Source organism: Acinetobacter sp. ANC 4169, assembly GCF_002135355.1.
In the GTDB taxonomy this organism is placed as follows: domain Bacteria; phylum Pseudomonadota; class Gammaproteobacteria; order Pseudomonadales; family Moraxellaceae; genus Acinetobacter.
Window position 1 is genome coordinate 25,066 of the sequence record NZ_NEGE01000001.1, and the last position, 23,228, is coordinate 48,293.

Annotated in this window: 25 protein-coding genes; 8 read left to right on the forward strand and 17 right to left on the reverse strand. The window is 39.4% G+C overall.

Annotation, left to right across the window (positions count from 1 at the left end; genetic code table 11):
• Positions 1–22 precede the first annotated feature (22 nt).
• Both cydX and B9T26_RS00155 read left to right on the forward strand, forming a co-directional pair.
• Positions 23–124: a cytochrome bd-I oxidase subunit CydX gene (gene cydX / locus B9T26_RS00150; protein WP_002120988.1), complete on the forward strand. Its 102-nt coding sequence runs from the start codon at positions 23–25 to the stop codon at positions 122–124.
• Positions 125–127: 3 nt separating this feature from the next.
• Positions 128–424: a cyd operon YbgE family protein gene (locus tag B9T26_RS00155; RefSeq protein WP_086174222.1), complete on the forward strand. Its 297-nt coding sequence runs from the start codon at positions 128–130 to the stop codon at positions 422–424.
• Between the two features lie 45 nt (positions 425–469).
• Here the strand turns inward: B9T26_RS00155 and B9T26_RS00160 are convergent, their stop codons facing one another.
• The 7 genes from B9T26_RS00160 to B9T26_RS00190 form a co-directional block, all read right to left on the reverse strand.
• Positions 470–1,144 (reverse strand): DUF6988 family protein, encoded by a 675-nt coding sequence (locus tag B9T26_RS00160; protein WP_086197805.1) that lies wholly within the window; start codon positions 1,142–1,144, stop codon positions 470–472.
• Between the two features lie 56 nt (positions 1,145–1,200).
• A complete protein-coding gene (rodA, locus tag B9T26_RS00165; protein WP_086197807.1) occupies positions 1,201–2,337 on the reverse strand; it encodes a rod shape-determining protein RodA in 1,137 nt (378 codons plus the stop codon).
• 81 nt (positions 2,338–2,418) lie between these two features.
• Entirely contained in the window at positions 2,419–3,135 is a 717-nt protein-coding gene (gene ispD, locus B9T26_RS00170) for a 2-C-methyl-D-erythritol 4-phosphate cytidylyltransferase (RefSeq protein ID WP_086197809.1), read from the reverse strand.
• On the reverse strand, positions 3,101–3,496 hold the full coding sequence (gene ftsB, locus B9T26_RS00175; protein ID WP_086197810.1) for a cell division protein FtsB: 396 nt from the start codon (positions 3,494–3,496) through the stop codon (positions 3,101–3,103). Before ftsB ends, ispD begins: the two co-directional genes overlap by 35 nt.
• A 17-nt stretch (positions 3,497–3,513) precedes the next feature.
• Entirely contained in the window at positions 3,514–4,803 is a 1,290-nt protein-coding gene (gene eno / locus B9T26_RS00180; RefSeq protein WP_086197812.1) for a phosphopyruvate hydratase, read from the reverse strand.
• 64 nt (positions 4,804–4,867) lie between these two features.
• Positions 4,868–5,725, reverse strand: coding sequence for a 3-deoxy-8-phosphooctulonate synthase (gene kdsA, locus B9T26_RS00185; RefSeq protein ID WP_086174228.1), 858 nt, complete (start codon positions 5,723–5,725; stop codon positions 4,868–4,870).
• A 32-nt stretch (positions 5,726–5,757) separates the two neighbouring features.
• A complete protein-coding gene (locus tag B9T26_RS00190; RefSeq protein ID WP_086197813.1) occupies positions 5,758–7,398 on the reverse strand; it encodes a CTP synthase in 1,641 nt (546 codons plus the stop codon).
• A 226-nt stretch (positions 7,399–7,624) separates the two neighbouring features.
• Between B9T26_RS00190 and B9T26_RS00195 the strand changes: the two genes are divergently transcribed.
• The 3 genes from B9T26_RS00195 to B9T26_RS00210 all read left to right on the forward strand — a co-directional run bounded on the left by B9T26_RS00195 (position 7,625) and on the right by B9T26_RS00210 (position 9,676).
• Entirely contained in the window at positions 7,625–8,053 is a 429-nt protein-coding gene (locus B9T26_RS00195) for an internalin (protein ID WP_086197814.1), read from the forward strand.
• A 520-nt stretch (positions 8,054–8,573) separates the two neighbouring features.
• Positions 8,574–9,050, forward strand: a complete 477-nt coding sequence (locus tag B9T26_RS00205) for a CinA family protein (RefSeq protein WP_086197815.1) — start codon at positions 8,574–8,576, stop codon at positions 9,048–9,050.
• Between the two features lie 2 nt (positions 9,051–9,052).
• Positions 9,053–9,676, forward strand: a complete 624-nt coding sequence (locus tag B9T26_RS00210) for an aminotransferase (RefSeq protein WP_086197816.1) — start codon at positions 9,053–9,055, stop codon at positions 9,674–9,676.
• A 35-nt stretch (positions 9,677–9,711) separates the two neighbouring features.
• Here B9T26_RS00210 and prpC read toward each other — a convergent pair whose 3' ends face one another.
• Together prpC and prpB are read right to left on the reverse strand one after the other, a co-directional pair.
• Positions 9,712–10,848: a 2-methylcitrate synthase gene (prpC, locus tag B9T26_RS00215; RefSeq protein ID WP_086197817.1), complete on the reverse strand. Its 1,137-nt coding sequence runs from the start codon at positions 10,846–10,848 to the stop codon at positions 9,712–9,714.
• Positions 10,849–10,871: 23 nt separating this feature from the next.
• A complete protein-coding gene (prpB, locus tag B9T26_RS00220; RefSeq protein WP_086197818.1) occupies positions 10,872–11,747 on the reverse strand; it encodes a methylisocitrate lyase in 876 nt (291 codons plus the stop codon).
• 245 nt (positions 11,748–11,992) lie between these two features.
• On the opposite strand from prpB, the gene B9T26_RS00225 reads away from it, so the two are divergent.
• The 3 genes from B9T26_RS00225 to B9T26_RS00235 all read left to right on the forward strand — a co-directional run bounded on the left by B9T26_RS00225 (position 11,993) and on the right by B9T26_RS00235 (position 14,245).
• Positions 11,993–12,643: a TetR/AcrR family transcriptional regulator gene (locus tag B9T26_RS00225; RefSeq protein WP_086197819.1), complete on the forward strand. Its 651-nt coding sequence runs from the start codon at positions 11,993–11,995 to the stop codon at positions 12,641–12,643.
• A 110-nt stretch (positions 12,644–12,753) separates the two neighbouring features.
• Complete coding sequence (gene argF / locus B9T26_RS00230) at positions 12,754–13,674, forward strand: ornithine carbamoyltransferase (RefSeq protein ID WP_086197820.1); 921 nt, start codon at positions 12,754–12,756, stop codon at positions 13,672–13,674.
• 142 nt (positions 13,675–13,816) lie between these two features.
• Positions 13,817–14,245 carry a hypothetical protein gene (locus B9T26_RS00235; RefSeq protein ID WP_227518749.1) on the forward strand — a complete coding sequence of 143 codons (429 nt, stop codon included), beginning with the start codon at positions 13,817–13,819 and terminating at the stop codon, positions 14,243–14,245.
• A gap of 34 nt (positions 14,246–14,279) precedes the next feature.
• Here the strand turns inward: B9T26_RS00235 and B9T26_RS00240 are convergent, their stop codons facing one another.
• The 8 genes from B9T26_RS00240 to rpiA form a co-directional block, all read right to left on the reverse strand.
• On the reverse strand, positions 14,280–15,926 hold the full coding sequence (locus tag B9T26_RS00240; protein ID WP_086197822.1) for a hypothetical protein: 1,647 nt from the start codon (positions 15,924–15,926) through the stop codon (positions 14,280–14,282).
• Positions 15,927–16,138: 212 nt separating this feature from the next.
• Positions 16,139–16,492, reverse strand: a complete 354-nt coding sequence (locus B9T26_RS00245) for a YnfA family protein (RefSeq protein WP_086197823.1) — start codon at positions 16,490–16,492, stop codon at positions 16,139–16,141.
• 137 nt (positions 16,493–16,629) lie between these two features.
• Positions 16,630–18,906 (reverse strand): ATP-dependent Clp protease ATP-binding subunit ClpA, encoded by a 2,277-nt coding sequence (gene clpA, locus B9T26_RS00250; protein WP_086197824.1) that lies wholly within the window; start codon positions 18,904–18,906, stop codon positions 16,630–16,632.
• A 9-nt stretch (positions 18,907–18,915) separates the two neighbouring features.
• Positions 18,916–19,329 carry an ATP-dependent Clp protease adapter ClpS gene (gene clpS / locus B9T26_RS00255; protein WP_086174240.1) on the reverse strand — a complete coding sequence of 138 codons (414 nt, stop codon included), beginning with the start codon at positions 19,327–19,329 and terminating at the stop codon, positions 18,916–18,918.
• An 18-nt stretch (positions 19,330–19,347) separates the two neighbouring features.
• Positions 19,348–20,103 carry a DUF6776 family protein gene (locus tag B9T26_RS00260; protein ID WP_086197825.1) on the reverse strand — a complete coding sequence of 252 codons (756 nt, stop codon included), beginning with the start codon at positions 20,101–20,103 and terminating at the stop codon, positions 19,348–19,350.
• A 78-nt stretch (positions 20,104–20,181) separates the two neighbouring features.
• Positions 20,182–21,237 carry an N-acetyl-gamma-glutamyl-phosphate reductase gene (argC, locus tag B9T26_RS00265; protein WP_171262894.1) on the reverse strand — a complete coding sequence of 352 codons (1,056 nt, stop codon included), beginning with the start codon at positions 21,235–21,237 and terminating at the stop codon, positions 20,182–20,184.
• Positions 21,238–21,654: 417 nt separating this feature from the next.
• On the reverse strand, positions 21,655–22,335 hold the full coding sequence (locus B9T26_RS00270; protein ID WP_086197827.1) for a SprT family zinc-dependent metalloprotease: 681 nt from the start codon (positions 22,333–22,335) through the stop codon (positions 21,655–21,657).
• A 176-nt stretch (positions 22,336–22,511) separates the two neighbouring features.
• Positions 22,512–23,183: a ribose-5-phosphate isomerase RpiA gene (rpiA, locus tag B9T26_RS00275; RefSeq protein WP_086197828.1), complete on the reverse strand. Its 672-nt coding sequence runs from the start codon at positions 23,181–23,183 to the stop codon at positions 22,512–22,514.
• Between the last annotated feature and the right edge of the window lie 45 nt (positions 23,184–23,228).

The following is a 23,228-nucleotide window of genomic DNA, read 5'->3' on the forward strand; positions in this document are numbered from 1 at the left end:
GAAAAACTAGGAGTTATTCAATATGTGGTATTTTGCTTGGATTCTCGGGATTTTAATGGCGTGCTTTGCAGGCGTATTAAGTGCCCTTTATATCGAACATCATCAAGATTTAGATGAGGAATAAACCATGACAGAAATCGCAATGACAGCAGAAGAAAGCAAGCCAAATAAGTTTGTAATGGCCATTTCATTTTTGATGGCATTGCCACTTGCTACCGTGCTATTAATTCACCCTGCACTCATGCTGGATGCCAATGGTCACTATAACCATAGTGCCTTGATGATGATCATGATCGGCATTTCGGGTGGATTTATTTACGGCGTAGGATTTCTGCCCAAGTTTTGGCTGTGGAAATGGCTGTTTAGCCCATTTATCGCATGGCCATTGATGATCTGGGGTTATTACACCTGGTTCCTCACCTAATATAATCTAAAAGTGAAAAGCCCGCATTTGTGGGCTTTTTTATGTCTATTTATAACGCGCTAAAATCTTTTGTCGTTCTTCTTCTGATATATCTTCAGGTAACATAAAACATTCACGATACTTTTGAATAAAAACCTGAATAAGCTTTTGACGATCAGGCAAAGTATGCTTTAAATAAATTTGTGCAACCATCATCGTTAAATTATTAGATTGCTTAATGACCATTTTTTTGTGTTCATTACTCAAGCCAAATGTATGACGCAAAAATGTTTGCTTCCCGCTATGTACAATTGAATTGAGATAATCTAAAGAGAACAACTTGAACTCTTCGAGTTGCGCAACAATATGCTTTATTTCCTGAATCTCCTTCAAAGCTTCAATCATTGGTGTTGCAGTAAAACGGCTAATACTTTTATGTTCTTTTAAAGTGAACTGCTCTATTGAATTCATCATATCCAACTCATTCACTTGCTCATCCGTTGCTGCAAATAATATCCAATAAGCACGTACCAAAGATTCAAATTGTGTACGAAACAATGCAAGAGCTGATGTAAAAAGTTCAGCTTCTAACAATGTTTTAACTGCTAATCCATGTTCAATCGATATATCGCAACATTGATATACCAAATCTAAACGCATCCCGCCATCTACAAATTCAGACTGGGATAACTCTTGATTTAATTCATTAACCATTCTCAGAGATTGTTCAAATAAATCCATTTATTTTCCCCAAAAAATAAAAAAGCCAGATCAAATCTAGCTTTTTAATATCATCCTTAACGATGGGTATGAATCGACATCACAATGCCCATACTCGCCAGCATAGAAATAACTGCCGAACCGCCATAACTCATCAATGGCAATGGATCTCCAGTCACAGGTAAAATTCCGCTGGCCATGCCTGAATTTAAAAAGACAAAGAAAAAGAAAGTCAGACCAATCGAACCTGCAAACAAACGGCCAAAGTTATGAAAACTGTTCAGCCCGATCATAAGACAACGAATAATAATGGCTGCAAAAAGGCTGAACAATAAGAACACGCCCACAAAGCCATATTCTTCAGCATAGGTCGACATAATAAAGTCGGTATGATGTTCAGGTAAATAACCCAAATGCGACTGTGTTCCAGTTAAATACCCTTTGCCGGTTAAGCCGCCAGAACCAATGGCAATTTTAGACTGAATGATATTCCAGCCTGCCCCCAGTGCATCGGACTCCGGATCAAACAAAGTCAATACACGTTTCTTTTGATAGGTTTGTAATACAAACATCCACAGCACCGGTGCAGCAACTGCCAAAGCGGTAAGTGCAGCTAAAATCAAACGCCATGACATACCACACAAGAATAAAGCAAAAACACCAGGAATAATCAGACCAATATTCAAGTCAGGCTGTAGTGCCACCAATACAAAAGGAATCATCATCAAGATGAGTCCGGTCACAATCTGCAGAAATGTAGGTGGAAATGCACGACGCGAGAAAAACCAGGCCATCATCAGTGGCATGGCAAATTTCATGATTTCACTTGGCTGCATACTTCCGATACCCGGAATGGTCAACCACCGCTTTGCCCCTAAACGCGTATCACCAATCACCAACACCAGCAGCAAAAGAACAATACCCAGTAAATAAAAATATGGACTGACAGCCTGATAAACTTTGGGCGGAACTTGTGCGCAAAGAAACATAATGACAAAACCTACACCAAAGCTGGTGGCTTGGCGAATCACCATACTATTATCTTGCATGGTGGCACTATAAACCACCATCAGCCCCAAAGCTGCATTCAATATTAAAAAAGAAAGCAACCATGGATCTAAATGCAATCTAGCCCATCGGGATGAGTCATGTTTGATGCTTCTACCATCACGTAATGAGTGACGTAAAAAACGATACTGAGGTGATGGTATCATTTGAAATATTTGAACGTGTGGATGAGGTAAGAAATTATAAAATTAAAGTTATTCAGATAATACATCTGTAGCCATTTTATTTTACTTTTGCGCCATTAAAATCAGTTTTGCCAGTTCCAGATCATCGGCATAAGTAATTTTAATATTATCTGATCGGCCCTGTACCACTTTTACCTGCTGACCCACATATTCCAAAGCACTCGCTTCATCAGTAATGGGTATGCCATCCTGCAATGCTTTTTCAATTGCATGCTTCAACATGCCTAATCGGGAGATTTGAGGAGTTTGAGCTTGCCATAAATGATCGCGATTAACCGTCTTATGAATCGCATTTTCATGTGCAACATATTTTAAAGTATCACGCACAGGAATCGCCAAAATTGCACTGCAATTTTCCTGAATAGCGGTATTCACCAAACGGTTCAGACAATCTTGAGTCACACAGGGACGTGCGGCATCATGTACAAATACCCAATCCTCTTCTGCTGCAAATGCGTCAAGATAGCTTAAGGCATTGAGAACCGAATTGACCCGCTCTGCACCGCCCGAACAAAAATGAGCCTTTTCAGGATTTGAAAATGTTAAGGTTTTAGCAACATCATCCTGTGCCCCAATAGCAAGAACATAACCTGCCAAAGGCAACTGATTCAGACGCGCAACGGTATGTTCAAGTACGGTTCGATCTTGAATGACTTGGTATTGTTTAAGTTCTGTTTTAGAAAAACGACTTCCGGAACCAGCAGCAGGAATGACTGCCCATATTTTATGGTGCATCTTCGACTGGTGCTCCAGTGTCATTTTCATTGGTTCTTAAATCAACTTTGGCATTTGGATCAATATAAATCGGTTTATAGTGAGTACCAATGGTGCTCATTTGCACAAAAGTTTCATGTGGCTTGATCAAGCCCAAATCTAAACGTGCATGCTCTTCAATGGCTTCAATACCATTTTTCAAGTCATAGACTTCTGCAGCCAGAACTCGATTACGTTCTTTGAGTTCGGTATTTAATTCTGTTTGTTGTTGAATTTTTTGTGCCAGCTTCTGATGGTCATGGTAACCACCTTCACCAAACCAAAACAAGTACTGAAACCCTGCGATCAAAATGATCGCAAGGCCCAATAATACTTTACTCATTAAAGAGTCGAATACATTTAACATAAATGGCATTCAGTCGCTTAGTTCAAACCTTTGAACTCAGCTTTACCGCGATAAGCAGCATTAGTCAATTCTTCAATACGAAGTAATTGGTTATATTTCGCTACACGGTCAGAACGGCAAAGTGAACCAGTCTTGATTTGACCAGCGCCTGTACCTACTGCAAGATCCGCAATAGTTGAATCTTCAGTTTCACCAGAACGGTGTGAAATCACTGTAGAGTAACCATTTGCTTTAGCAAGGTAGATTGCATCTAAAGTTTCAGTCAAAGTACCGATTTGGTTGTATTTAATAAGAATAGAGTTAGCCACTTTCTCATTAATACCGCGTTGTAAAATCTTAGGATTTGTAACGAACAAGTCATCACCAACCAACTGGATTTTGTCGCCAAGGATTGAAGTCAGGTAAGACCAACCTTCCCAATCCGACTCATCCAAACCATCTTCAATTGAGATAATTGGGTATTGTTTTACTAAACCAGCTAAATAGTCAGAGAATTCGTTGCTTGTGAAAGCCTTGTTGCCTTCGCCTGCAAGAATGTATTGACCATTTTTGTAGAATTCTGAAGATGCACAGTCAAGCGCAAGCATGATGTCAGAACCTGCTTTGTAGCCAGTTTGACCAATTGCTTCAAGAATTACAGTGATCGCTTCTTCGTTAGAACGAAGGTTTGGCGCGAAACCACCTTCATCACCCACAGCAGTGTTTAAACCTTTTTTGTTTAATACTGACTTCAAAGAATGGAAGATTTCAGCACCGGCACGTAACGCTTCAGCAAATGAAGTGAAACCTACAGGCTCAATCATAAACTCTTGAATATCAACGTTGTTGTCTGCATGTGAACCACCATTGATGATGTTCATCATTGGGACAGGCATAGTCAAAATTGAGTTGTTGCGAAGGTCTGCGATGTATTGGAAAAGAGGAATTTTCTTTTCATCAGCAGCAGCGCGTGCAGCAGCCAAAGACACCGCTAAAGTTGCGTTTGCACCTAGTTTTTCTTTGTTTTCAGTACCGTCTAAAGCAATCATCGTGTTATCGATGTCTTTTTGTTCGAATACAGATTTACCAAGCAAAGCATCACGGATTACAGTGTTTACGTTGTTAACCGCAGTTTTAACACCTTTACCTAAATAACGTGCTTTATCGCCATCACGAAGTTCTAAAGCTTCACGAGAACCAGTTGAAGCACCAGATGGTGCACATGCACGGCCTACTACGCCAGAGGCTAAGATTACGTCAGCTTCGATGGTAGGGTTACCACGAGAGTCCAAAATTTCACGTGCACGAATGTCAACGATTTGGCTCATGAACAATTCCTCAGTTGATTAATAAAGATGATGCGTCAAAAAGACGCATCAATGTAAATTGGGTTTAGTGTGTGTCGAGCTTTTGAAAGCCTTTCACCAAAGTATCTAATTCTTTCAATTGCGCCAAGAATGGCTCAAGTTGTGACATACGTAATGCACATGGACCATCACATTTGGCTTTGTCCGGATCTGGATGTCCTTCTAAGAACAAACCAGCCAAACCAGTTGCCATACCTGCACGCGCCAATGTGGTAATCTGCGCACGACGACCGCCAGCAGAGTCTTCACGCCCACCTGGGGTTTGTAGCGCATGGGTGACATCAAAGAACACTGGGACATTCATTTGTTTCATGGTGTCAAAACCAAGCATATCGACAACAAGATTGTTGTAACCAAATGCTGAGCCGCGCTCACATAAAATCAATTTATCATTACCCGCTTCCAAGCACTTGTTCATAATATGACGCATTTCATGCGGTGCAAGGAATTGTGCTTTTTTGATGTTGATAATGGCATCTGTTTTTGCCATTGCTTCAACCAGGTCAGTCTGTCGACTTAAAAATGCAGGCAACTGAATAATGTCAGCAACTTCTGCCACAGGAGCAGCCTGATATGGCTCATGCACATCGGTAATGATGGGTACATTAAAATGCTTTTTAATGTCCGCTAACCACTCAATCCCTTTTTCCAGGCCTGGGCCACGGAAAGAGTTCAAGCTTGAACGGTTGGCCTTATCAAAACTTGCTTTAAACACGTAAGGAATGTCCAAACGTTTGCAGATATCTACATAAGTTTCTGCAATTTCAAAAGCGAGGTCTTTTGACTCAAGTACATTCATTCCGCCGAATAATACAAATGGCAAGTGATTTGCCATTTGTATATCGCCTAAACGTACAATTTCTTGTGGTTTTAATTGCGACATTTAAACTTTCCTAGTTTAGTCCTACCCAGCCATTATTTGGTTTTTTGGTACTGTTTTTTCGCAGCATCAATAAAGCTAGCAAACAATGGATGACCATCTCGTGGTGAACTTGTAAATTCCGGATGGAATTGTACAGCAATAAACCAAGGATGTTGAGGAATTTCAACTGTTTCTACCAAATGTTGTACTGGTGAATAACCTGAAATCTTCATGCCTTTTTCTTCAAGCACTGGAATATAGCGGTTGTTCATTTCGTAACGGTGACGGTGACGTTCAATGATGTCTGCATTACCATATACTTCACGAGTTTTAGTGCCTTCAACCAGCTCAGATTTTTGAGCACCCAAACGCATGGTTCCACCAAGATCAGACTCAACACTACGTTGTTGAACTTCACCACGTTCATCTAGCCATTCAGTAATCAAACCAATTAAAGGTGATTTAGTAGAACGGTTAAATTCAGTCGAAGTCGCATCAGGAATACCTGCAACATTACGTGCGTATTCGATTACAGCCAACTGCATACCTAAACAGATACCCAGGAATGGCACACCGTTTTCACGTGCGAATTTAATCGCTTGCATTTTGCCTTCAGTACCACGTTCACCAAAACCACCTGGAACCAGAATTGCGTCAGCATCTTTCAATACTTCGCTTACATCTTGGCTTTCAAGTTCTTCAGCATTGACATAGTCGATTTGAACTTTCACACGGTTTTTAATACCAGCGTGTAAAAGTGCTTCGTTTACAGATTTATATGCATCTGGAAGCTCAACATATTTACCGACCATTGCAACACGCACGGTGTATTCAGGGTTCAATAATGCGTCTACAACATGATCCCAATCAGAAAGGTCTGCTTCTGGAAGGTCGTTATAACCGAAACGTTCACAGATTAAATCATCAACGTTTTGTTCATAGAAGGTACGCGGGATTTGATAAATAGAACGCGCATCTTTACATACCACAACTGCACGCGCTTCAACGTTGGTAAATAACGCGATTTTGCGAGTGGTATCGGCATCAACATCATGTTCGGTACGGCAGATCAGGATGTCTGGTTGAATACCAATAGACAACAGCTCTTTTACGGAGTGTTGGGTAGGTTTGGTTTTGAGTTCTGCTGCTGACTTGATGTATGGAAGTAAGGTCAAATGCATAAGCATCGTGCGTTTATGACCAAGTTCTACCATTAACTGACGTACAGATTCCATGAATGGGAGAGATTCAATGTCACCTACTGTGCCGCCAATTTCAACAATTGCAACGTCATAACCTTCGCCAGCGCGAAGCACACGTTCTTTAATATTATCGGTAATATGTGGAATAACCTGAACAGTACCACCCAGATAGTCACCACGGCGTTCTTTATTTAAAACGTCTTGATAGACACGACCTGAGGTGAAGTTATTCAATTTGGTCATTTTCGCACGACGTAAGAAACGTTCGTAATAACCCAAGTCCAAGTCAGTTTCAGCACCATCCTCTGTGACAAAAACTTCACCGTGTTGGAACGGACTCATCGTCCCTGGATCGACATTAATGTATGGATCCATTTTGACCATGGTCACTTTTAAACCACGGGCTTCTAAAAGCGCAGCCACAGATGCAGCTGAAATACCTTTACCTAGTGATGATACAACACCACCAGTAACGAAAATAAAATGGGTCATTAAGTTTCTCGTACAATGGAGCCTAAATTGGCCTACAATGTTGTGCGATTTTACTTTACTCTGTACCAATAAAGCAAAGTCATTCCGCATCAATTCATAGAACAATAAACAATTGGTTATTCTATCAGCATTTCCGATAAAAAATTAGAGTAACTTCATAGGATTTTCATATTCGTAATTGCTGTTATAATGGCAACATCCAATTAATGCTTTATTTTGTGCGATTATGAATAACAAACTTTTACTTTGTGGTGCTATTGCAGCAGGTTTACTTTTAACAGCATGTGTAAAAAAAGAAACACCTAAGGAAGATGAGCAAGAACAGGTTGAAACAACCCAACAAACTGAACAAGTGAATCAACCTGCTCAAGCAGAACCTTTAGAAGCTGTTGAAAATAACGAAACCCAAGTTCCAACACATGTAGAAGTTGAACGTCAGGAAACAGCAAATACCACGACTGAAATTCGTCGTGAAGTACGTGATGCACCACAACAAAAGCCGGCTACTGAAGCAGCCCCTAAAGCTGAAACTGCAAAGGTTGAAGAAAAGCCAACCCAAGCAGCGGTTCCAAGCAAACCAACTTCAGCAGCACAGACTGAAGATGATGCTGTTGCTGCTGCCATTGCGGCTGCAACTCCTGCACTGGATAAATAAATTTTATTTCCATATATGCAAAAACCCAGTGAAAGCACTGGGTTTTTTATTCGCTAATCGAGATATACCACAATGACTTGCCATCTATAAAACCAAGCTTCAATTTTTCAGCAAGCTTGTCATTTATCCGTACAATCCACAAATCCGATTACAATAACTTCTATTCATTAAACAGGCTTAATATAATAAAAATATACGACCAAAAAGACTAAAACCAGGGTCGATATAAATAAATAAGTATTCACTGTATTAAAACTTTTAATGAATTTAAAAATTTCCACCACATCAATTCCATCAAAATCACATCATATAAATTATAACATTTAGTAAAATATATTTACATATAGACTGGCTTATACCACAGCAGATTCATTATTCGCCTTATAACTCAAAGTAAATAGCAATCATTCAAAATAAAGAAAATCAACCATATAACTATAAATATCAAACTCTAATTTTAGATCATTTAACAAGGCTATTTTTAAGCTAAACTATTCGGAATTTATAAAGAAATTGACCTATGGTAAAAAAATGTTGTGATCTACTCGAAATCCATCATTTAAAGATCGCTTTTATTGAAAGTGCCAGCTCTGGTTATCTTTCCAGTCAATTTTCTATTTGCAAGAACAGTGGCGCCGAAATCCTGCTTGGCGGACTGGTCAGTTATGATCCCTCTATCAAGATTAATATCCTGAATATAGATGCCAAGCTTATAGAAAAATATACGGCTGAATCTGCCGAAGTCACAGAAGCAATGGCCTTACAGGGCAAGAAATTATTTATGCAAGCCGATTTTGTAGTGGCTTGTACCGGTTTACTCAAACCTGGTGGTAGTGCAACAGAAAGCAAACCTGAAGGCACATTTTTTATCTCAATTTTATATTTAAATAAAATTCATAACTTTCATTATTTTATTGATGGAACACCATTAAAACGGCTGGCTGTTTTAACCCAACATATTGCAGATGAAATAACCAAACTCATTCAGGGAATTTAATAATGTTTAACATTAAATCTTTTGCATTTAGCTTCATACTGCTGCCCTGCACCTGTTTTGCAACCGTAGGCGGCCCTCAAAATATTGAAGTTCTGGGGTATGAAGGCAAAGAGCAAAAAGTTTATCTGCTTAAACATTATCTGGATGGTCGTGGTCGCCTGCCACAACTCTATTATTATCATTTAAAAAACAATAAACAGCCTGAAAAACTGATTCAGGTGAATTCACTGTATATCAATCCTAAAACCAAGAAAATTGATTATGACCAAGATAGACGGCAGTTCGATAAGGAAATAACGAAAATTAAAAAGCGACTTAAACCCCTCGCATATATACCTAAATCGAGCATCAAGATTCAGGTGTTAAGTAAAACCACCTCAAAACAACAATCATGGTATGACCCTAAACAATATATTGCTAAATATACCTATAAATATCAGCTCAGCAGTAAAAACTTTAAAAGCCAAATCCATCAGGCGATTGATTACCGCCATGGACTCAGTATCTCTCAAGCCTACCAAATTCCTCAGCAACAGAAAGTTTTAGCTGTGGTTAAATATCTGGGCCTGCCTTATGAAACTGGCTATAGCATTGAAGATCCGGTTTTACTGACTGCAAAAAAATAAAGCCTCTAATGAGGCTTTATTCAGACTTTTTTATTTTAGGCTGCAGTACGTTCCGCAATAGGCACTACCTTACGCAGTTCAGGACCAGTATAATCCGCACTTGGACGAATAATACGGTTATCTGCGCGCTGTTCCATCACATGCGCAGCCCAGCCTGTTACACGCGACATCACGAAGATTGGCGTGAACAATTTGGTTGCAATACCCATAAAGTGATAAGCAGAAGCATGGAAGAAGTCAGCATTACAGAATAATTTCTTCTCACGCCACATTACTTCTTCACAACGTACCGATACCGGATAAAGGACGGTATCACCGACATCTTTGGCTAAACGCTCAGACCAGATTTTGATGATGCCATTACGCGGATCATTGTCTTTATAAATGGCATGACCAAAGCCCATGATCTTTTCTTTACGTTCCAGCTTGCCCAGCATTTCACGTTCAGCTTCTTCCGGAGAGGTCCAGTTTTCAATCATCTCCATAGCCGCTTCATTGGCACCACCATGTAACGGGCCGCGCAGTGAACCAATTGCGCCGGTAATACATGAATGCATATCAGACAAGGTTGAAGCACATACACGCGCAGTAAAAGTTGATGCATTGAATTCATGCTCTGCATAAAGAATCAGCGATACATTCATCACCTGTTCATGCAATTCGTTCGGTTTTTCACCACGTAATAAATGCAGGAATTGAGCACCGATTGAATCATCATCAGTATTTTCTTCAATACGCACGCCATCGTGGCTAAAACGATACCAGTAGCAGATGATTGCAGGTAAAGTCGCCAAAATACGGTCGGCAACATCCTGCTGCTCATCAAAAGACTTTTCTGTTTCCAGGTTGCCTAGCATGGAAACGCCAGTACGCATCACATCCATTGGGTGTGAATCTGCTGGAATACGTTCCAATACTTCTTTCAATGCCTGTGGAATCGCACGTAAAGATTTTAATTTGGCTTTATAAGCAGCAAGCTGTTCAGTCGTTGGCAATTCACCAAAGAAAATCAGGTAAGCAACTTCTTCAAATTGGCAGTTCTCCGCCAAATCTTGCACATCATAACCACGATAGGTTAAACCTGCGCCGCTCTTACCTACTGTCGAAAGTGCGGTTTTACCTGCAACCTGTCCGCGCAATCCTGCACCTGTCAGTACTTTTCCTTCAGCCATTTTAATTCTCCTTTTTGAATTATTTATTTAAACAGTTTATCCAGAGTATTTTCAAACGTATGATAATCAAGGAATTGGTAAAGTTCTTTACGCTGTTGCATCTTATCCAATACGTTGACTTGAGTCCCTTCTGTACGAATGCTGCGCATCACTTCCAAAGCTGCTTTCTGCATTGCACGTGTAGCAGAGAGTGGATAAAGCACCATGCGAATGCCTTGTTCACCCAACTCATCTACAGTGTAATAAGGGGTATCACCAAATTCGGTAATATTCGCCAATACAGGGACACCCACTGCATCACAGACTGTTCTGTACATGGTGATATCTGTCATCGCTTCAGCAAAAATTGCATCTGCACCCGCCTCAACACATGCACATGCACGGTCAATTACGGCTTGCAGACCTTCTTTTTGCAAGGCATCGGTACGTGCCATCACCACAAAGTTGGAATCGGTTTTGGCATCCACAGCCGCTTTAATACGGTCGACCATTTCCTGTTGCGACACAATTTCCTTATTCGGACGGTGTCCACAGCGCTTTTGCGCTACCTGGTCTTCAATATGCACAGCTGCAGCACCTGCTGCAATCATCTGCTTAACGGAACGGGCAATATTAAATGCACCGCCCCATCCTGTATCAATATCTACCAGTAATGGCGTATCTACACGTTCGGTAATACGACGCACATCTTCCAATACGTTATCTAAACTGGTCATACCCAAGTCAGGCAAGCCATAAGAATAATTGGCTACGCCTGCACCTGATACATAAATGGCCTTATAACCAACTTCTTTCGCCATCATGGCTGCATAGGCATTCACTGTGCCGATAATTTGTAAGGGCTTTTCCACTTCCAGTGCTTGTCTAAATCTTAAGCCTGCAGACATTTGTTGTGTCATATTCCTTTCCACAGTTCACTTTACTTATCGAAATTCGAGTATATCCATAAACTTTTGCTTAGCCATGACCATTTAGAATCTTTACTCTATAACTTTAGTCAAATATTCAGCAAACTTATAGTAATATTTCGATTCTTCATAATCGTTTCCAAATAAGACAGAGCCGTTATTTCAAGAAATGTGTACATATTTTTGCTATCATTGCAAATGACTTCATTTTTTGATTGTTGACCCTTACACGCCATATGCAAGAACTCGCTCAATTAGAACCGCTCGCTCGTGATACACCACAAACAAAACGTGGTCATGAACGATGTCTGGCGCTTTTACTCAGCGCCAATGAGCTATTTCTGAAACATGGTTATGATGCCGTGTCTTTAGATGATATTGTCAATCATGCCGGTGGTTCCAAAGCGTCAATATACAAATTTTTTGGCAATAAAGAAGGCCTATTTACCGCGATCTGTGATTATCGCCGTGAACTGTTTTTTAAAGATATCTGCATACCTTTTGAACACGGTAAAGATGATCTTCGTGCCTATTTAATTCAGACCCTGATGAATGTTAAGCAACATTTAATGCTTCCAGAAAATGCAGCCTTCCTGCGCTTAATCATTGAACAGACACAGCGCAGTCCGCAACTCGCTCTATATATTCATGAACAGGGTCCAAAGCATATTCAAATAGCCATAGCCGATGCGCTAACCAAAGCCGATGAAATCGGCATGATTAAATGCAAACAACCGATTTATTCTGCTCAACTGTATTTTGGAATTATCCGCAATATTGAATGGTGCGTTCTAATGGGTGTTCCGATCCGTGAGAATGATCAAGAAACCATCAATTACATCACTTATTGCGTAGATCGTTTCCTGGAAGGCCATCAACAGGTCTAGTTTTTTTGCAATTCTCCCTGCATATAGTATATTAATCGATTCCCTTTCCATTTAACCAACCAACAACTAATTGTTGTTTTTTTCTATTCAGCAATTATTGTGGAGTAACCATGGCTCTACGTCATTTTCTGACTTTACGCGATTTATCGACTTTAGAACTGAATCAAATTTTGCAACGCGCGATTGAACTCAAACGCAAGCAACATAACAACGAAGTTTTCCAACCTTTTGTTGGCAAAGTCATGGGCATGATTTTTGAAAAATCGAGCACCCGTACGCGTGTTTCGTTTGAAGCAGGTATGAGCCAGTTTGGTGGTAGTGCAATTTTCCTATCATCACGTGACTCACAATTGGGTCGTGGTGAACCTGTAGAAGATTCGGCACGTGTGATTTCAAGCATGCTCGATATCGTGATGATCCGTACTTTTGGCCATGACATCGTGGAACGTTTTGCTTCTTATTCAAAAGTTCCAGTTATTAATGCCTTAACTGATGATCATCATCCTTGCCAACTACTAGCGGACATGCAAACTTTCCTTGAGCAACGTGGCTCTATCGAAGGCAAAACAGTGGCGTGGATTGGTGACGGCAATAACATGTGCAACTCTTATATTGAAGCTGCACACATGTGGGGCTTTAAACTCAAAATTGCTGCCCCTAAAGGCTATGAACCACAAGAAAAATTCTTGACTGAATTTGCCCATTGCGTAGAACTTGTGGATTCTGCTGAAGATGCAGCCGTGAATGCTGACTTAATCGTGACTGACGTTTGGGCAAGCATGGGGCAAGAAGAAGAGCAAAAAATCCGTGAAAAAGCCTTTGCTGATTATCAGGTGAATGAGCGTTTAATGGATTTAGCACATCCTGATTGCCTGTTTATGCACTGCTTGCCTGCTCACCGCGGCGAAGAGATTTCAGAAAACATGCTAGACCACAAAAATGCTGTGGTTTGGGATGAAGCGGAAAACCGTTTGCATGCACAAAAAGCACTGGTTGAATTCTTAATCAATGAAAATTTAAAGAAAGACTAAATTTTCAGACTAAAGTTTTCTAAAAAAGCACCTGCAGGTGCTTTTTTTATGCGTATAAAAAGTTTAATTTAAGCCATAAACTTTTTAAGTGATTATAACGATGCCTTTAAAAAAAATATTTATATGTTTAAGTACTTTTCTCATGCTCCATACAGCTCAAGCTAAAGCCACAGAACTTGATCAATATTTATTTCAGAAACAGATTCTAGATAACTCATTTAAAATTCAAAACAGTAAAGCACTCGATGAAATTTTAAATGTGATTAGTGATGAAGACTCACGCACCCTGCCTTTCCAGATTGATCAAAACATGCTGATGGAAAAATACCAAATGAGTGCGAATAAAGTAGAAATTGAAGGTATTATCACCACACCTGATTTTTCCCAGTTTGCCCTAGATGTAGGTGATAAGGAAGTCAAACAGCTGCTGAGAAAAAATATCCTGCAAAACTGCAGCTTATTGTTTGAAAATGAATTTCAGCGGGTTAATCCATATAAGGTCGAGCTAAAGCTTTCAGCTGAAAGTCAAAGTTATGACTTTAAAATCAAAAATAGTGAATGTAAATTTTAATAAAGAAAAAGCCCTAAAATTTAGGGCTTTTAATTTAATTTGATATTTTATCGATAATACTATGTTTCTCTAACTGCTTGATGTGTATTAATAAAAGTTTAGCCTGTACAATAGCTTCCCAATCGGTCTGCGCTGTTAAAAACAAGCCTGCACAGCTTCCCCGGTCATCATCCCCTACCACTTCTGCAATATAACCATAATCAAGGTCATTTAAGCCTTTTTGCTTAAGTTTGGAAACCACAATCGTCCTTTGCTGAAATGCATTATTATTTACAGATTTTACAGCTTTAACGAATTTAGAAATTTCTTCGTTTTTTCTAACTAAGTTAAAAATCTTCTCAACATAGTCATTGCCATGATGATCATTTCCATTATGCTTAGGCGCTGTATGATGTGATTTAGCATTAAAATTTGGATTTGCCAATAAATAGCGCGCTATCCATTTTTTCAAATCCTTGGTCATGAATGTATTTTGTGTTTGTTTTTCCTGCACAAGCTCATCTTGTACTGCGGTCAACTTTTGCATCAATTCCTTATTTTCAGCTTCCGTTAACTTTAAGCTTTCCGCAACTTCATCCATTAAGGCCAATGACGTCTGTAACTCATCCATCAGCTCACCATTTCTTAACTCTAAATCATGACTAGCATCAGTCAGTATTTTTACACTTCGTTCGTAATTTTCAATTTTATGATGACTATCTTCTTTAATTAATTTAATTTCATTTTCATAGCGTTGGTTAATCTCGAGTGTTTTCTCTTTTAGAATATAATCCACATCATTCGCATACTTAGCTTCCGCAGCCTGCATTGCTTTTAACTTTTCTTCTTTAATTTCATTAATTTGTTGATTCAAATGATCTTTTTCATGGGTAATTTTCGAATTAATCTCAGCAAGCTCTTGATCGAGTTTTTGCTTTTCCTGAGTAAAAATCGACTGCTGTTCTTCTAATTTAACCACAATGTCTTCAGCATGATCCAACTGTTTACTTAAGGTTTCATTCTGCGCTTTCAATTTAATCTTTTCTTCATGCAAAAATTCAATTTGATTATTCTTTTCAACAATAATCAATTCTGAATTTTCCCACTTTCTTAACAAGGTTTTGAAATAACCTTTGCCTAAAAAGAGTAAAAAAACAATCAGAAAGAAGTAACACATTGCTGGACTAGACCGTGGTATTGCAATGAATTGCCAAAAATTTTTTAGATTATTCCAATATCTTTCATCTTTTCCGTTACGTGCAGCATAGTTCCACTCCATCACCGAGAAAGTTAGACTACGCAGCATGCTTTTCAATAATGGAGGTGTGACTAATTTTTCATAAGTTACTTCGTAGAGGTGATCTCTATACGGAATAGATTGACTATATGAAACGGCTTTACGATTATCTTTATAACCTTCTAGGTTTTGTGCATGAAAAGGCTTGGAATCTACTGTTAAAGTTACTTGCCCCTTGATGCTTGAATGATTGATAAATGTTTTAATGAGATGGTTACATGCGTTACTACTCAAATCACACTCTTGAATTAATGCTTGCAATTGCATTACTTCATATTTCATTTCACGAATTGTGGATTTTTCTTCGTTCTTATAAAAGAAAAAATTATTAATTGCCACCAAAAAACAGACAATAAATAGAATAATAAATATATACACAGCCCTAATTAAGTATATGTTTTTCATAATTATTAACTCAATATAATTTCAATAATTACATTTCATTACAAACTAAAAAACAAATACTTATTAGAGATATTGATACTTTAAAATTGATTAGACTTTTTAAACAATATAATCACCACCACTCGCGAAATGTCTTTTATTTGCATGATATTTATTCATTAAATCTTATTAATCCTCATTAATATACGTAATCTACTGAGATAAAAAACCTATTAACGTATCAAACCTTGTGGCTGTAAAATAATCAGCATCGCACCGAGTATCACTACCAATCCCCCAAACACATCCCAACGTGTCAAAGTTACATGATCAACAAAACGTAGCCACATTAAAGCGGTAAAAATATAAATGCCGCCATAAGCGGCATAAATTCGCCCAGATGCTGCAGGATGTAAAGTAAGTAACCAGACAAATGCAGCCAGTGCCAAAGCAGTAGGCAACCATAACCACTGAGATTTTCCCTGATTTAAAATCAGGTAGGGAAAATAACACCCCAGAATTTCCATAATCGCAGTAATAAAAAATAAAAAGACCGTAGTTAAAACTTTAGTCAGCTGAATATCCATAAAACGGGTTCATCTCTGTTTTTTTCTTGAATGATCTTATCGACATTCTATACATAAAACACCAGCAACAAGTTGATAGTAGTTTAGATAAATAAAAACCCGTGCGAACACGGGTTTTTATTTATGAAGTTTTACTATTAGGCAGGTTCTGCAGTTTGATCTTCAAAAACTTCAAGTTTAAGCCCTACTGCTTTACCATTTTCTTTCTTCACAGATACTGCGACATTACCACCATGTTCTGCAAGCTCACCAAACAGAATCATCTCAGCAAGTGGTTTCTTCAAGTGTTCCTGAATCAGGCGTTGCATTGGACGAGCACCCATCAAACGGTCATAGCCATTTTCAGCCATCCATTCACGTGCACTCTTATCCACTTCCAGAATAACTTTCTTCTCATCAAGCTGTGCTTGAAGTTCAGTCAGGAATTTATCAACCACATTTTCAATGACTGTCGTTGGCAATGCCTTGAATTGAATCACACCATCCAGACGGTTACGGAATTCTGGAGAGAATGCTTTTTTCATCGCTTCCTGGTTATCATTGCTGTTGTCCTGCTCCCTAAAACCAATGCTGGCGCGTGAAATACTTTCAGCACCAATATTGGTGGTAAGAACCAGAACCACATTGCGGAAATCTGACTTGCGACCATTATTATCTGTCAATGCGCCATGATCCATAATTTGCAATAACAAATTAAACACATCTGGATGCGCTTTTTCAATTTCATCCAAAAGCAATACACAGTGTGGGTTCTTATGAATCGCATCTGTGAGTAGCCCGCCTTGATCAAAACCGACATATCCGGGAGGCGCACCAATTAAACGGGAAACTGCATGACGTTCCATATATTCCGACATATCGAAACGAACCAGTTCTACGCCCAAGAGTTTTGCCAACTGCTTGGTCACTTCAGTTTTACCCACACCAGTAGGACCTGCAAAAACAAAACTACCGACTGGTTTATCCGGTGATTTTAGGCCTGCACGTGACAATTTAATGGCAGAGCCCAAGGCTTCAATTGCCTCATCCTGACCGAAGACCACACGTTTAAGATCACGTTCCAGATTTGAAAGCACTGTTTTGTCATCTTTCGATACGGTTTTCGGGGGAATACGCGCAATTTTAGAGATGATATCTTCAATGTTTTCAACCGTGATTAAAGTATCATCCTGCTCCGCTTTCAAACGGCGTTGAGCACCTGCCTCATCAATTACATCTATTGCTTTATCTGGCAAGAAACGATCATTAATAAACTTGGCTGATAACTCTACCGCAGAAACCAAAGCTTTATCGTCATATTGCACGTGATGAAAATCTTCAAACTTGGATTTTAAGCCCCGTAAAATATCAATGGTTTCAGAAATTGAAGGTTCATTGACATCGATTTTCTGGAAACGACGTGACAATGCATGATCTTTTTCAAAAACCTGGCGATACTCCTGAAATGTCGTTGAACCAATGCAGCGCAAGGTACCATTCGACAACGCCGGTTTAATCAGGTTAGAAGCGTCCATAGTGCTGCCCATGCTTGAGCCGGCACCAATAATCATGTGAATTTCATCAATAAATAACACGGCTTCTGGTTTCTTTTTCAACGCATTCAACAATTGTTTCAAGCGTTTTTCAAAGTCACCGCGATATTTGGTTCCCGCAACTAGAGCACCAATGTCCAGACTATACACTTCAGCATTGGCCAATGGTTTAGGAGCCTTCCCGTTGACAATCAGCCAAGCCAGCCCTTCTGCAATCGAAGTTTTACCTACGCCCGGATCACCGACCAGCAAAGGATTATTTTTACGGCGACGGCATAAAATTTGTGCGGTACGTTCAATTTCTTTTTCACGCCCGATCAACGGATCGGTTTTACCTTTTTGCGCTTCTGCATTCAAATTGGTGGTGTATAAATCCAGTGGACCTGCATTTGACGAACTTGATGTTTCTCCATCCAGCTCTTCCACTTCTTCTTCTGCCTGTACGTCTTCTTTACGGGTACCATGCGATAAATATTGAGTTAATGTTAAACGATTAATCTGGTGACGTTTAAGTAAATAAACCGCAAAAGAATCCCGTTCAGAATACATTGCAACCAGAATGTCTGCACCTTCTACCGTACGATCACCACCGCTTGATTGCACATGGAAAATTGCACGTTGCAGAATGCGATCAAAGCTTTCAGTCGGATGGGGTGCCTGATCACTATGTTCGGCCAGTTTAGGGGTGTGCTGTTCAACGTATTCTTCTAGCTCTTTACGGAGCACGATGATATCTGCTCCACACGCCTTTAGCGCATTTACAGCAGAGTCATTATCAAGTAAAGCCAACAATAAATGTTCAACCGTGAGAAACTCATGTCTCTTTTGACGAGCCATGCTTACAGCCAAACGTAAAGATACTTCTAATTGACGACTGAGCATGTAATCCCCTTAATCTTTTGGCTCAATCTGACAAAGTAATGGATGACCTTGAGACCGAGCATAATTATTGACTTGGTTCGCTTTCGTTTCCGCAATGTCTCGTGGATAAACGCCTGCAACACCTTTCCCTTCATAATGTACAGTTAGCATTACTTGTGTGGCTTGGTCAAGATTCAAAGCAAAGTATTGTTGTAAAATTTCAATTACAAAATCCATAGGGGTGTAATCGTCGTTCATTAAAACAACAGCATACAAAGGTGGGCGCTTTAACTCAGGAGGTGCTGTCTGGACAGCAATATCCCCTTCAGATTCATCTTGCGAGTCATTTCCTAAGCGTGGACTAATATGCCAATCGACATATCCTGATTGATGAAAAGAATTTTTGATGGTATTTAAACAATTTTGACGCTTATTCATTCGCATAGGATTTTTAATTCACATTTATTGCGCATTTGCTTCTGCTTGAGGGATTTCAGAAATAAATGCCGATTGACTCTCTACAGGTTTACCACGACCCCAACTAAAACGCTTAATTACTGGTGTGCTTGTAGCGCCAGTTAAACGAACTTCAATAAATTGTGGTGTAAAGCCTTTAGGCATGGTCCAACGTCCAGTTAAACGTTCATAATCTTCAAAATTAAAGTTCTTGTCTTCCATAGGAACAACTAAAACTTCAGTACCCTGAATTAAACGCAACTCTACAGTTCCAGAAATACCACGTCTATTTGGACTAATTTGAACCAGATCAAGTTGATATTCATAAGCATTTTCAGGTAAGGGTTTAATACCGATATTCTGTATGGTCAGGCTTAAACCGCCACGCTGACGCAATACTTCACGGTAAATTGCACTCAAACCTTCGGACTGGGCTTTATCTTCACGAGCCTGATTTAATGCAGTAAATAAATCATTTGAATTACTGACCGCAACATCACGCTCTTGCACAGCCAGATTCAAGTTTTTATTCAGTGTTTGCAAACTGCTCTTTTGCTTTTGCACCACTTCTACCAGCTGTTCTGCATCCGCTTCATAGCCGACTACAGTCAAACCTTGCCGATGCCCAACTGAATAGCCCAGCAAACCACTTCCCAGAATAAGAATGGCAGCACTAATTCCCAGCGGTAAATTGCCTTTTAAAAAAGGCTTTTTACTGAGCAAAGACAGTTGTGATGGAGTATTTGAGTCAGAGTTCGGCATCGTCATCTCTTATTTTGATTCGTTCAAAGCACACATTTAAATCCAAATCCAAATGTGTGTGAAGTCGAAAAACGTTTTTTATGGTAATAAACCAATTCCTGCAAGACCTGCATTTTCAGCAAAGCCAAACATCAGGTTCATATTTTGTACTGCCTGTCCTGCTGCACCTTTGACCAAATTGTCTTGTACAGATAAAACGATCAGTTTTTTCGGCTGCGGCTTATACAAGGCAATACGCAATTGGTTCGCACCACGCACAGAACGTGTCTCTGGCGAGCTGTTTGCCGGCATAACATCCACAAACTGTTCATTGGCATAGAACTGTTCATACAGGCTTTGCAAGTCTGCAGCATCACCAGCATCGGTCAAATCGACATAAATGGTGCTGAGCATGCCACGAATCATCGGCACTAAATGCGGTACAAATACGATGTGATTAAATACATCTTTTTGACCGGAAATATTTTCCAGTGCTTCTACAATTTCAGGATGATGACGATGACCTGCAACGCCATAAGCCTTAAAGTTGTCGGCATTTTCAGAATAAATCATACCCAGGCTGGCTTTACGACCTGCACCGGAAACACCCGATTTAGCATCAATGATAATACTTTCCGGTTTAACCAATGCTTCAACCTGTTTGAATAATGGAGCAAGACCGAGTTGCACAGTAGTTGGATAACAACCCGGGTTACCAATTACATTGGCTTGTTTAATTTTGTCACGGTTCAGTTCTGACAGACCGTAAACTGAATCTTTTAAAATATCTGGACAGGCATGTTCAAGGCCATACCATTTTTCAAACTGTTCTAAATTCTGTAAACGGAAATCTGCCGCCAAATCGATGACTTTGGTATTGGCTGCAACAAGTTCTGCCGCATGTTTCATTGCCACACCATGAGGCGTTGCAAAGAACACCACATCACATTTTTTCAGTTCATCGATGTTTAAATCTGAATATTGAAGATCGGTATGTCCACGTAAGCTTGGGAACATATCATCTACACGGCGACCATTTTCGGTACGTGATGTTAGTACATTAACTTGCACATTTGGGTGTCGTAGTAAAAGACGCAACAATTCAACGCCTGTATAACCTGTACCACCGACAATACCAACAGTAATCACGATCACTACCTCAAATCAAAAGTTTTCATTTCGTAACTGCGTAGTATGACAGGAAGTTTTGGTTTTCTAAACTGTTTTGATATAGATTAAATTTTTATTTAAATTGTGACTGTACTTGATAAATATTCAAATTTATCGCTTGTTATTTTAATCTTAAACCATCCATACCTCAAAATACTTCGGAACTTGCAATACCATTAAATTCATTTAAAATCATCAATATATATCTAAAAAAAACACCACTATGCTTTATATCATTGCGGTTATCATAATTCTTTATATTATTCTTCATTACAAACTCTATCTTGCTGAAGCATTCTCAGTTGAATATTTTTTCTTTTTGATACTCATTTTTATAATATTTTGCTTAATCAGAAGTTATCGTGTTTTGCATTAAATTTTGCATCAAAGAAAAAAAACACCTCAGATAAGACCCCACCACCAAGGCATTGGCGTTGTTTTCAGCATTTTCCGATGCTGCTGGAAATTGACATCGTGTTTATGTACTTCCGCCCAAAACCTTGGACTATGATCAAAATGCCTGGTATGGGCCAATTCATGTACACACACATAACGTGTAATCTCTTTCGGAAACAGCACCAAACCACTATTCAACATAATGTCATGTTTTGCCGAGCAACTGCCCCAGCGAGTCTTGGGCTGGCGAATCGCACATTTTCCAAAATTCAGATTACATTCTTGGCTAGCCTGATCTAAATAAACAGGTAAATGCTGCTTGGCATAAGCAATCACAAAAGCTTTTAGATACTGTTCAGACTGACGATCACTAATCAAAAGCTGTAAGTTTTCATCATCAAAAATAAATGACTGCTTTTGAGTTTGATAAATAATCTGTAAAGGTTGATCCAAATTAAAAAGCTTTAATTCGGTGGGTAAGCTTTTATCAATCTGCCCTGTTTTTTCCTGCTGCTTCTGCCATGTTTCAATCATCCATTGTTCTGATTGTTTTAAGAAGTCTTGAACTTGGCGCTGTGTGCAAAACTTCGGCACAGTTAATTTAATTTGTGTAGGCTCTACACGCAGTCTTAAGCGTGTGGCACGTAATTTTCGGGTGATTTGAATTTCTGGAAGGTTTGGGGTCATTTTTCTATAATTATATTATGAAATTTGTAGTTCCCTCTCCTTTTAGGAGAGGGTTAGGGAGAGGTTGATTAATCCCCTCATCCTAACCTTCTCCCTGAGCCATATATGGCGCAAGAGAAGGAACTTTCAATGTAAATTCAATTAAAATTTTGATAGAACTATATTGAATCAACAAATTAAACCGCAGTACGCTCTTCAATACCATGATCAGTTGCAACTACAGCGATATCGGCTTTATTAATCGCGAAGATCCCGTTACACACCACACCTGGAATGTCATTAATCGTTTTTTCAAGTTCCAGCGCATTCAAGATATTCAGATTATGCACATCTAAAATCACATTACCGTTATCAGTAACTACGCCTTCACGGTAAACAGGATCACCACCTAGAGAAACAATTTTACGTGCTACCGCAGAACGTGCCATTGGAATCACTTCTACAGGTAACGGGAAATCATGACCCAATTGTTCTACCCACTTAGAATCATCGACGATACACACGAATTTTTTCGCAATCGACGCTACAATTTTTTCACGAGTCAGTGCAGCACCACCGCCTTTGATCATGTGCATATGACGATCAATTTCGTCCGCGCCATCTACATAAGCATCCAAACCGCCAACAGAGTTCATGTCGACTACTTCAATACCTAATTTTTTCAGACGCTGTGCAGTGGCTTCAGAACTTGCAACAGCAGCTTCCAATTGCAATTCTGGTAATAATTCAATGAGGAAGTTCACAGTACTTCCTGTACCTACACCCAAAATCCCGCCTTTTGGCAAGTGTTTTAAAGCAGCTTTTGCGGCAGCTTGTTTCTTTTCATCTTGGGTCGCATACAGACTCATAACTTGGCTCAACTATTTTTTGACATTTGTTGCCGATTAAACAGC

Excerpts from the sequence above, each read along its gene's own strand:
- cydX (WP_002120988.1), top strand. The coding sequence starts at position 23 with ATGTGGTATTTTGCTTGGATTCTCGGGATTTTAATGGCGTGCTTTGCA.
- B9T26_RS00155 (WP_086174222.1), top strand. The coding sequence starts at position 128 with ATGACAGAAATCGCAATGACAGCAGAAGAAAGCAAGCCAAATAAGTTT.
- B9T26_RS00160 (WP_086197805.1), bottom strand. The coding sequence starts at position 1,144 with ATGGATTTATTTGAACAATCTCTGAGAATGGTTAATGAATTAAATCAA.
- rodA (WP_086197807.1), bottom strand. The coding sequence starts at position 2,337 with ATGATACCATCACCTCAGTATCGTTTTTTACGTCACTCATTACGTGAT.
- ispD (WP_086197809.1), bottom strand. The coding sequence starts at position 3,135 with ATGACACTGGAGCACCAGTCGAAGATGCACCATAAAATATGGGCAGTC.
- ftsB (WP_086197810.1), bottom strand. The coding sequence starts at position 3,496 with ATGTTAAATGTATTCGACTCTTTAATGAGTAAAGTATTATTGGGCCTT.
- eno (WP_086197812.1), bottom strand. The coding sequence starts at position 4,803 with ATGAGCCAAATCGTTGACATTCGTGCACGTGAAATTTTGGACTCTCGT.
- kdsA (WP_086174228.1), bottom strand. The coding sequence starts at position 5,725 with ATGTCGCAATTAAAACCACAAGAAATTGTACGTTTAGGCGATATACAA.
- B9T26_RS00190 (WP_086197813.1), bottom strand. The coding sequence starts at position 7,398 with ATGACCCATTTTATTTTCGTTACTGGTGGTGTTGTATCATCACTAGGT.
- B9T26_RS00195 (WP_086197814.1), top strand. The coding sequence starts at position 7,625 with ATGAATAACAAACTTTTACTTTGTGGTGCTATTGCAGCAGGTTTACTT.
- B9T26_RS00205 (WP_086197815.1), top strand. The coding sequence starts at position 8,574 with ATGGTAAAAAAATGTTGTGATCTACTCGAAATCCATCATTTAAAGATC.
- B9T26_RS00210 (WP_086197816.1), top strand. The coding sequence starts at position 9,053 with ATGTTTAACATTAAATCTTTTGCATTTAGCTTCATACTGCTGCCCTGC.
- prpC (WP_086197817.1), bottom strand. The coding sequence starts at position 10,848 with ATGGCTGAAGGAAAAGTACTGACAGGTGCAGGATTGCGCGGACAGGTT.
- prpB (WP_086197818.1), bottom strand. The coding sequence starts at position 11,747 with ATGACACAACAAATGTCTGCAGGCTTAAGATTTAGACAAGCACTGGAA.
- B9T26_RS00225 (WP_086197819.1), top strand. The coding sequence starts at position 11,993 with ATGCAAGAACTCGCTCAATTAGAACCGCTCGCTCGTGATACACCACAA.
- argF (WP_086197820.1), top strand. The coding sequence starts at position 12,754 with ATGGCTCTACGTCATTTTCTGACTTTACGCGATTTATCGACTTTAGAA.
- B9T26_RS00235 (WP_227518749.1), top strand. The coding sequence starts at position 13,817 with ATGCTCCATACAGCTCAAGCTAAAGCCACAGAACTTGATCAATATTTA.
- B9T26_RS00240 (WP_086197822.1), bottom strand. The coding sequence starts at position 15,926 with ATGAAAAACATATACTTAATTAGGGCTGTGTATATATTTATTATTCTA.
- B9T26_RS00245 (WP_086197823.1), bottom strand. The coding sequence starts at position 16,492 with ATGGATATTCAGCTGACTAAAGTTTTAACTACGGTCTTTTTATTTTTT.
- clpA (WP_086197824.1), bottom strand. The coding sequence starts at position 18,906 with ATGCTCAGTCGTCAATTAGAAGTATCTTTACGTTTGGCTGTAAGCATG.
- clpS (WP_086174240.1), bottom strand. The coding sequence starts at position 19,329 with ATGCGAATGAATAAGCGTCAAAATTGTTTAAATACCATCAAAAATTCT.
- B9T26_RS00260 (WP_086197825.1), bottom strand. The coding sequence starts at position 20,103 with ATGCCGAACTCTGACTCAAATACTCCATCACAACTGTCTTTGCTCAGT.
- B9T26_RS00270 (WP_086197827.1), bottom strand. The coding sequence starts at position 22,335 with ATGACCCCAAACCTTCCAGAAATTCAAATCACCCGAAAATTACGTGCC.
- rpiA (WP_086197828.1), bottom strand. The coding sequence starts at position 23,183 with ATGAGTCTGTATGCGACCCAAGATGAAAAGAAACAAGCTGCCGCAAAA.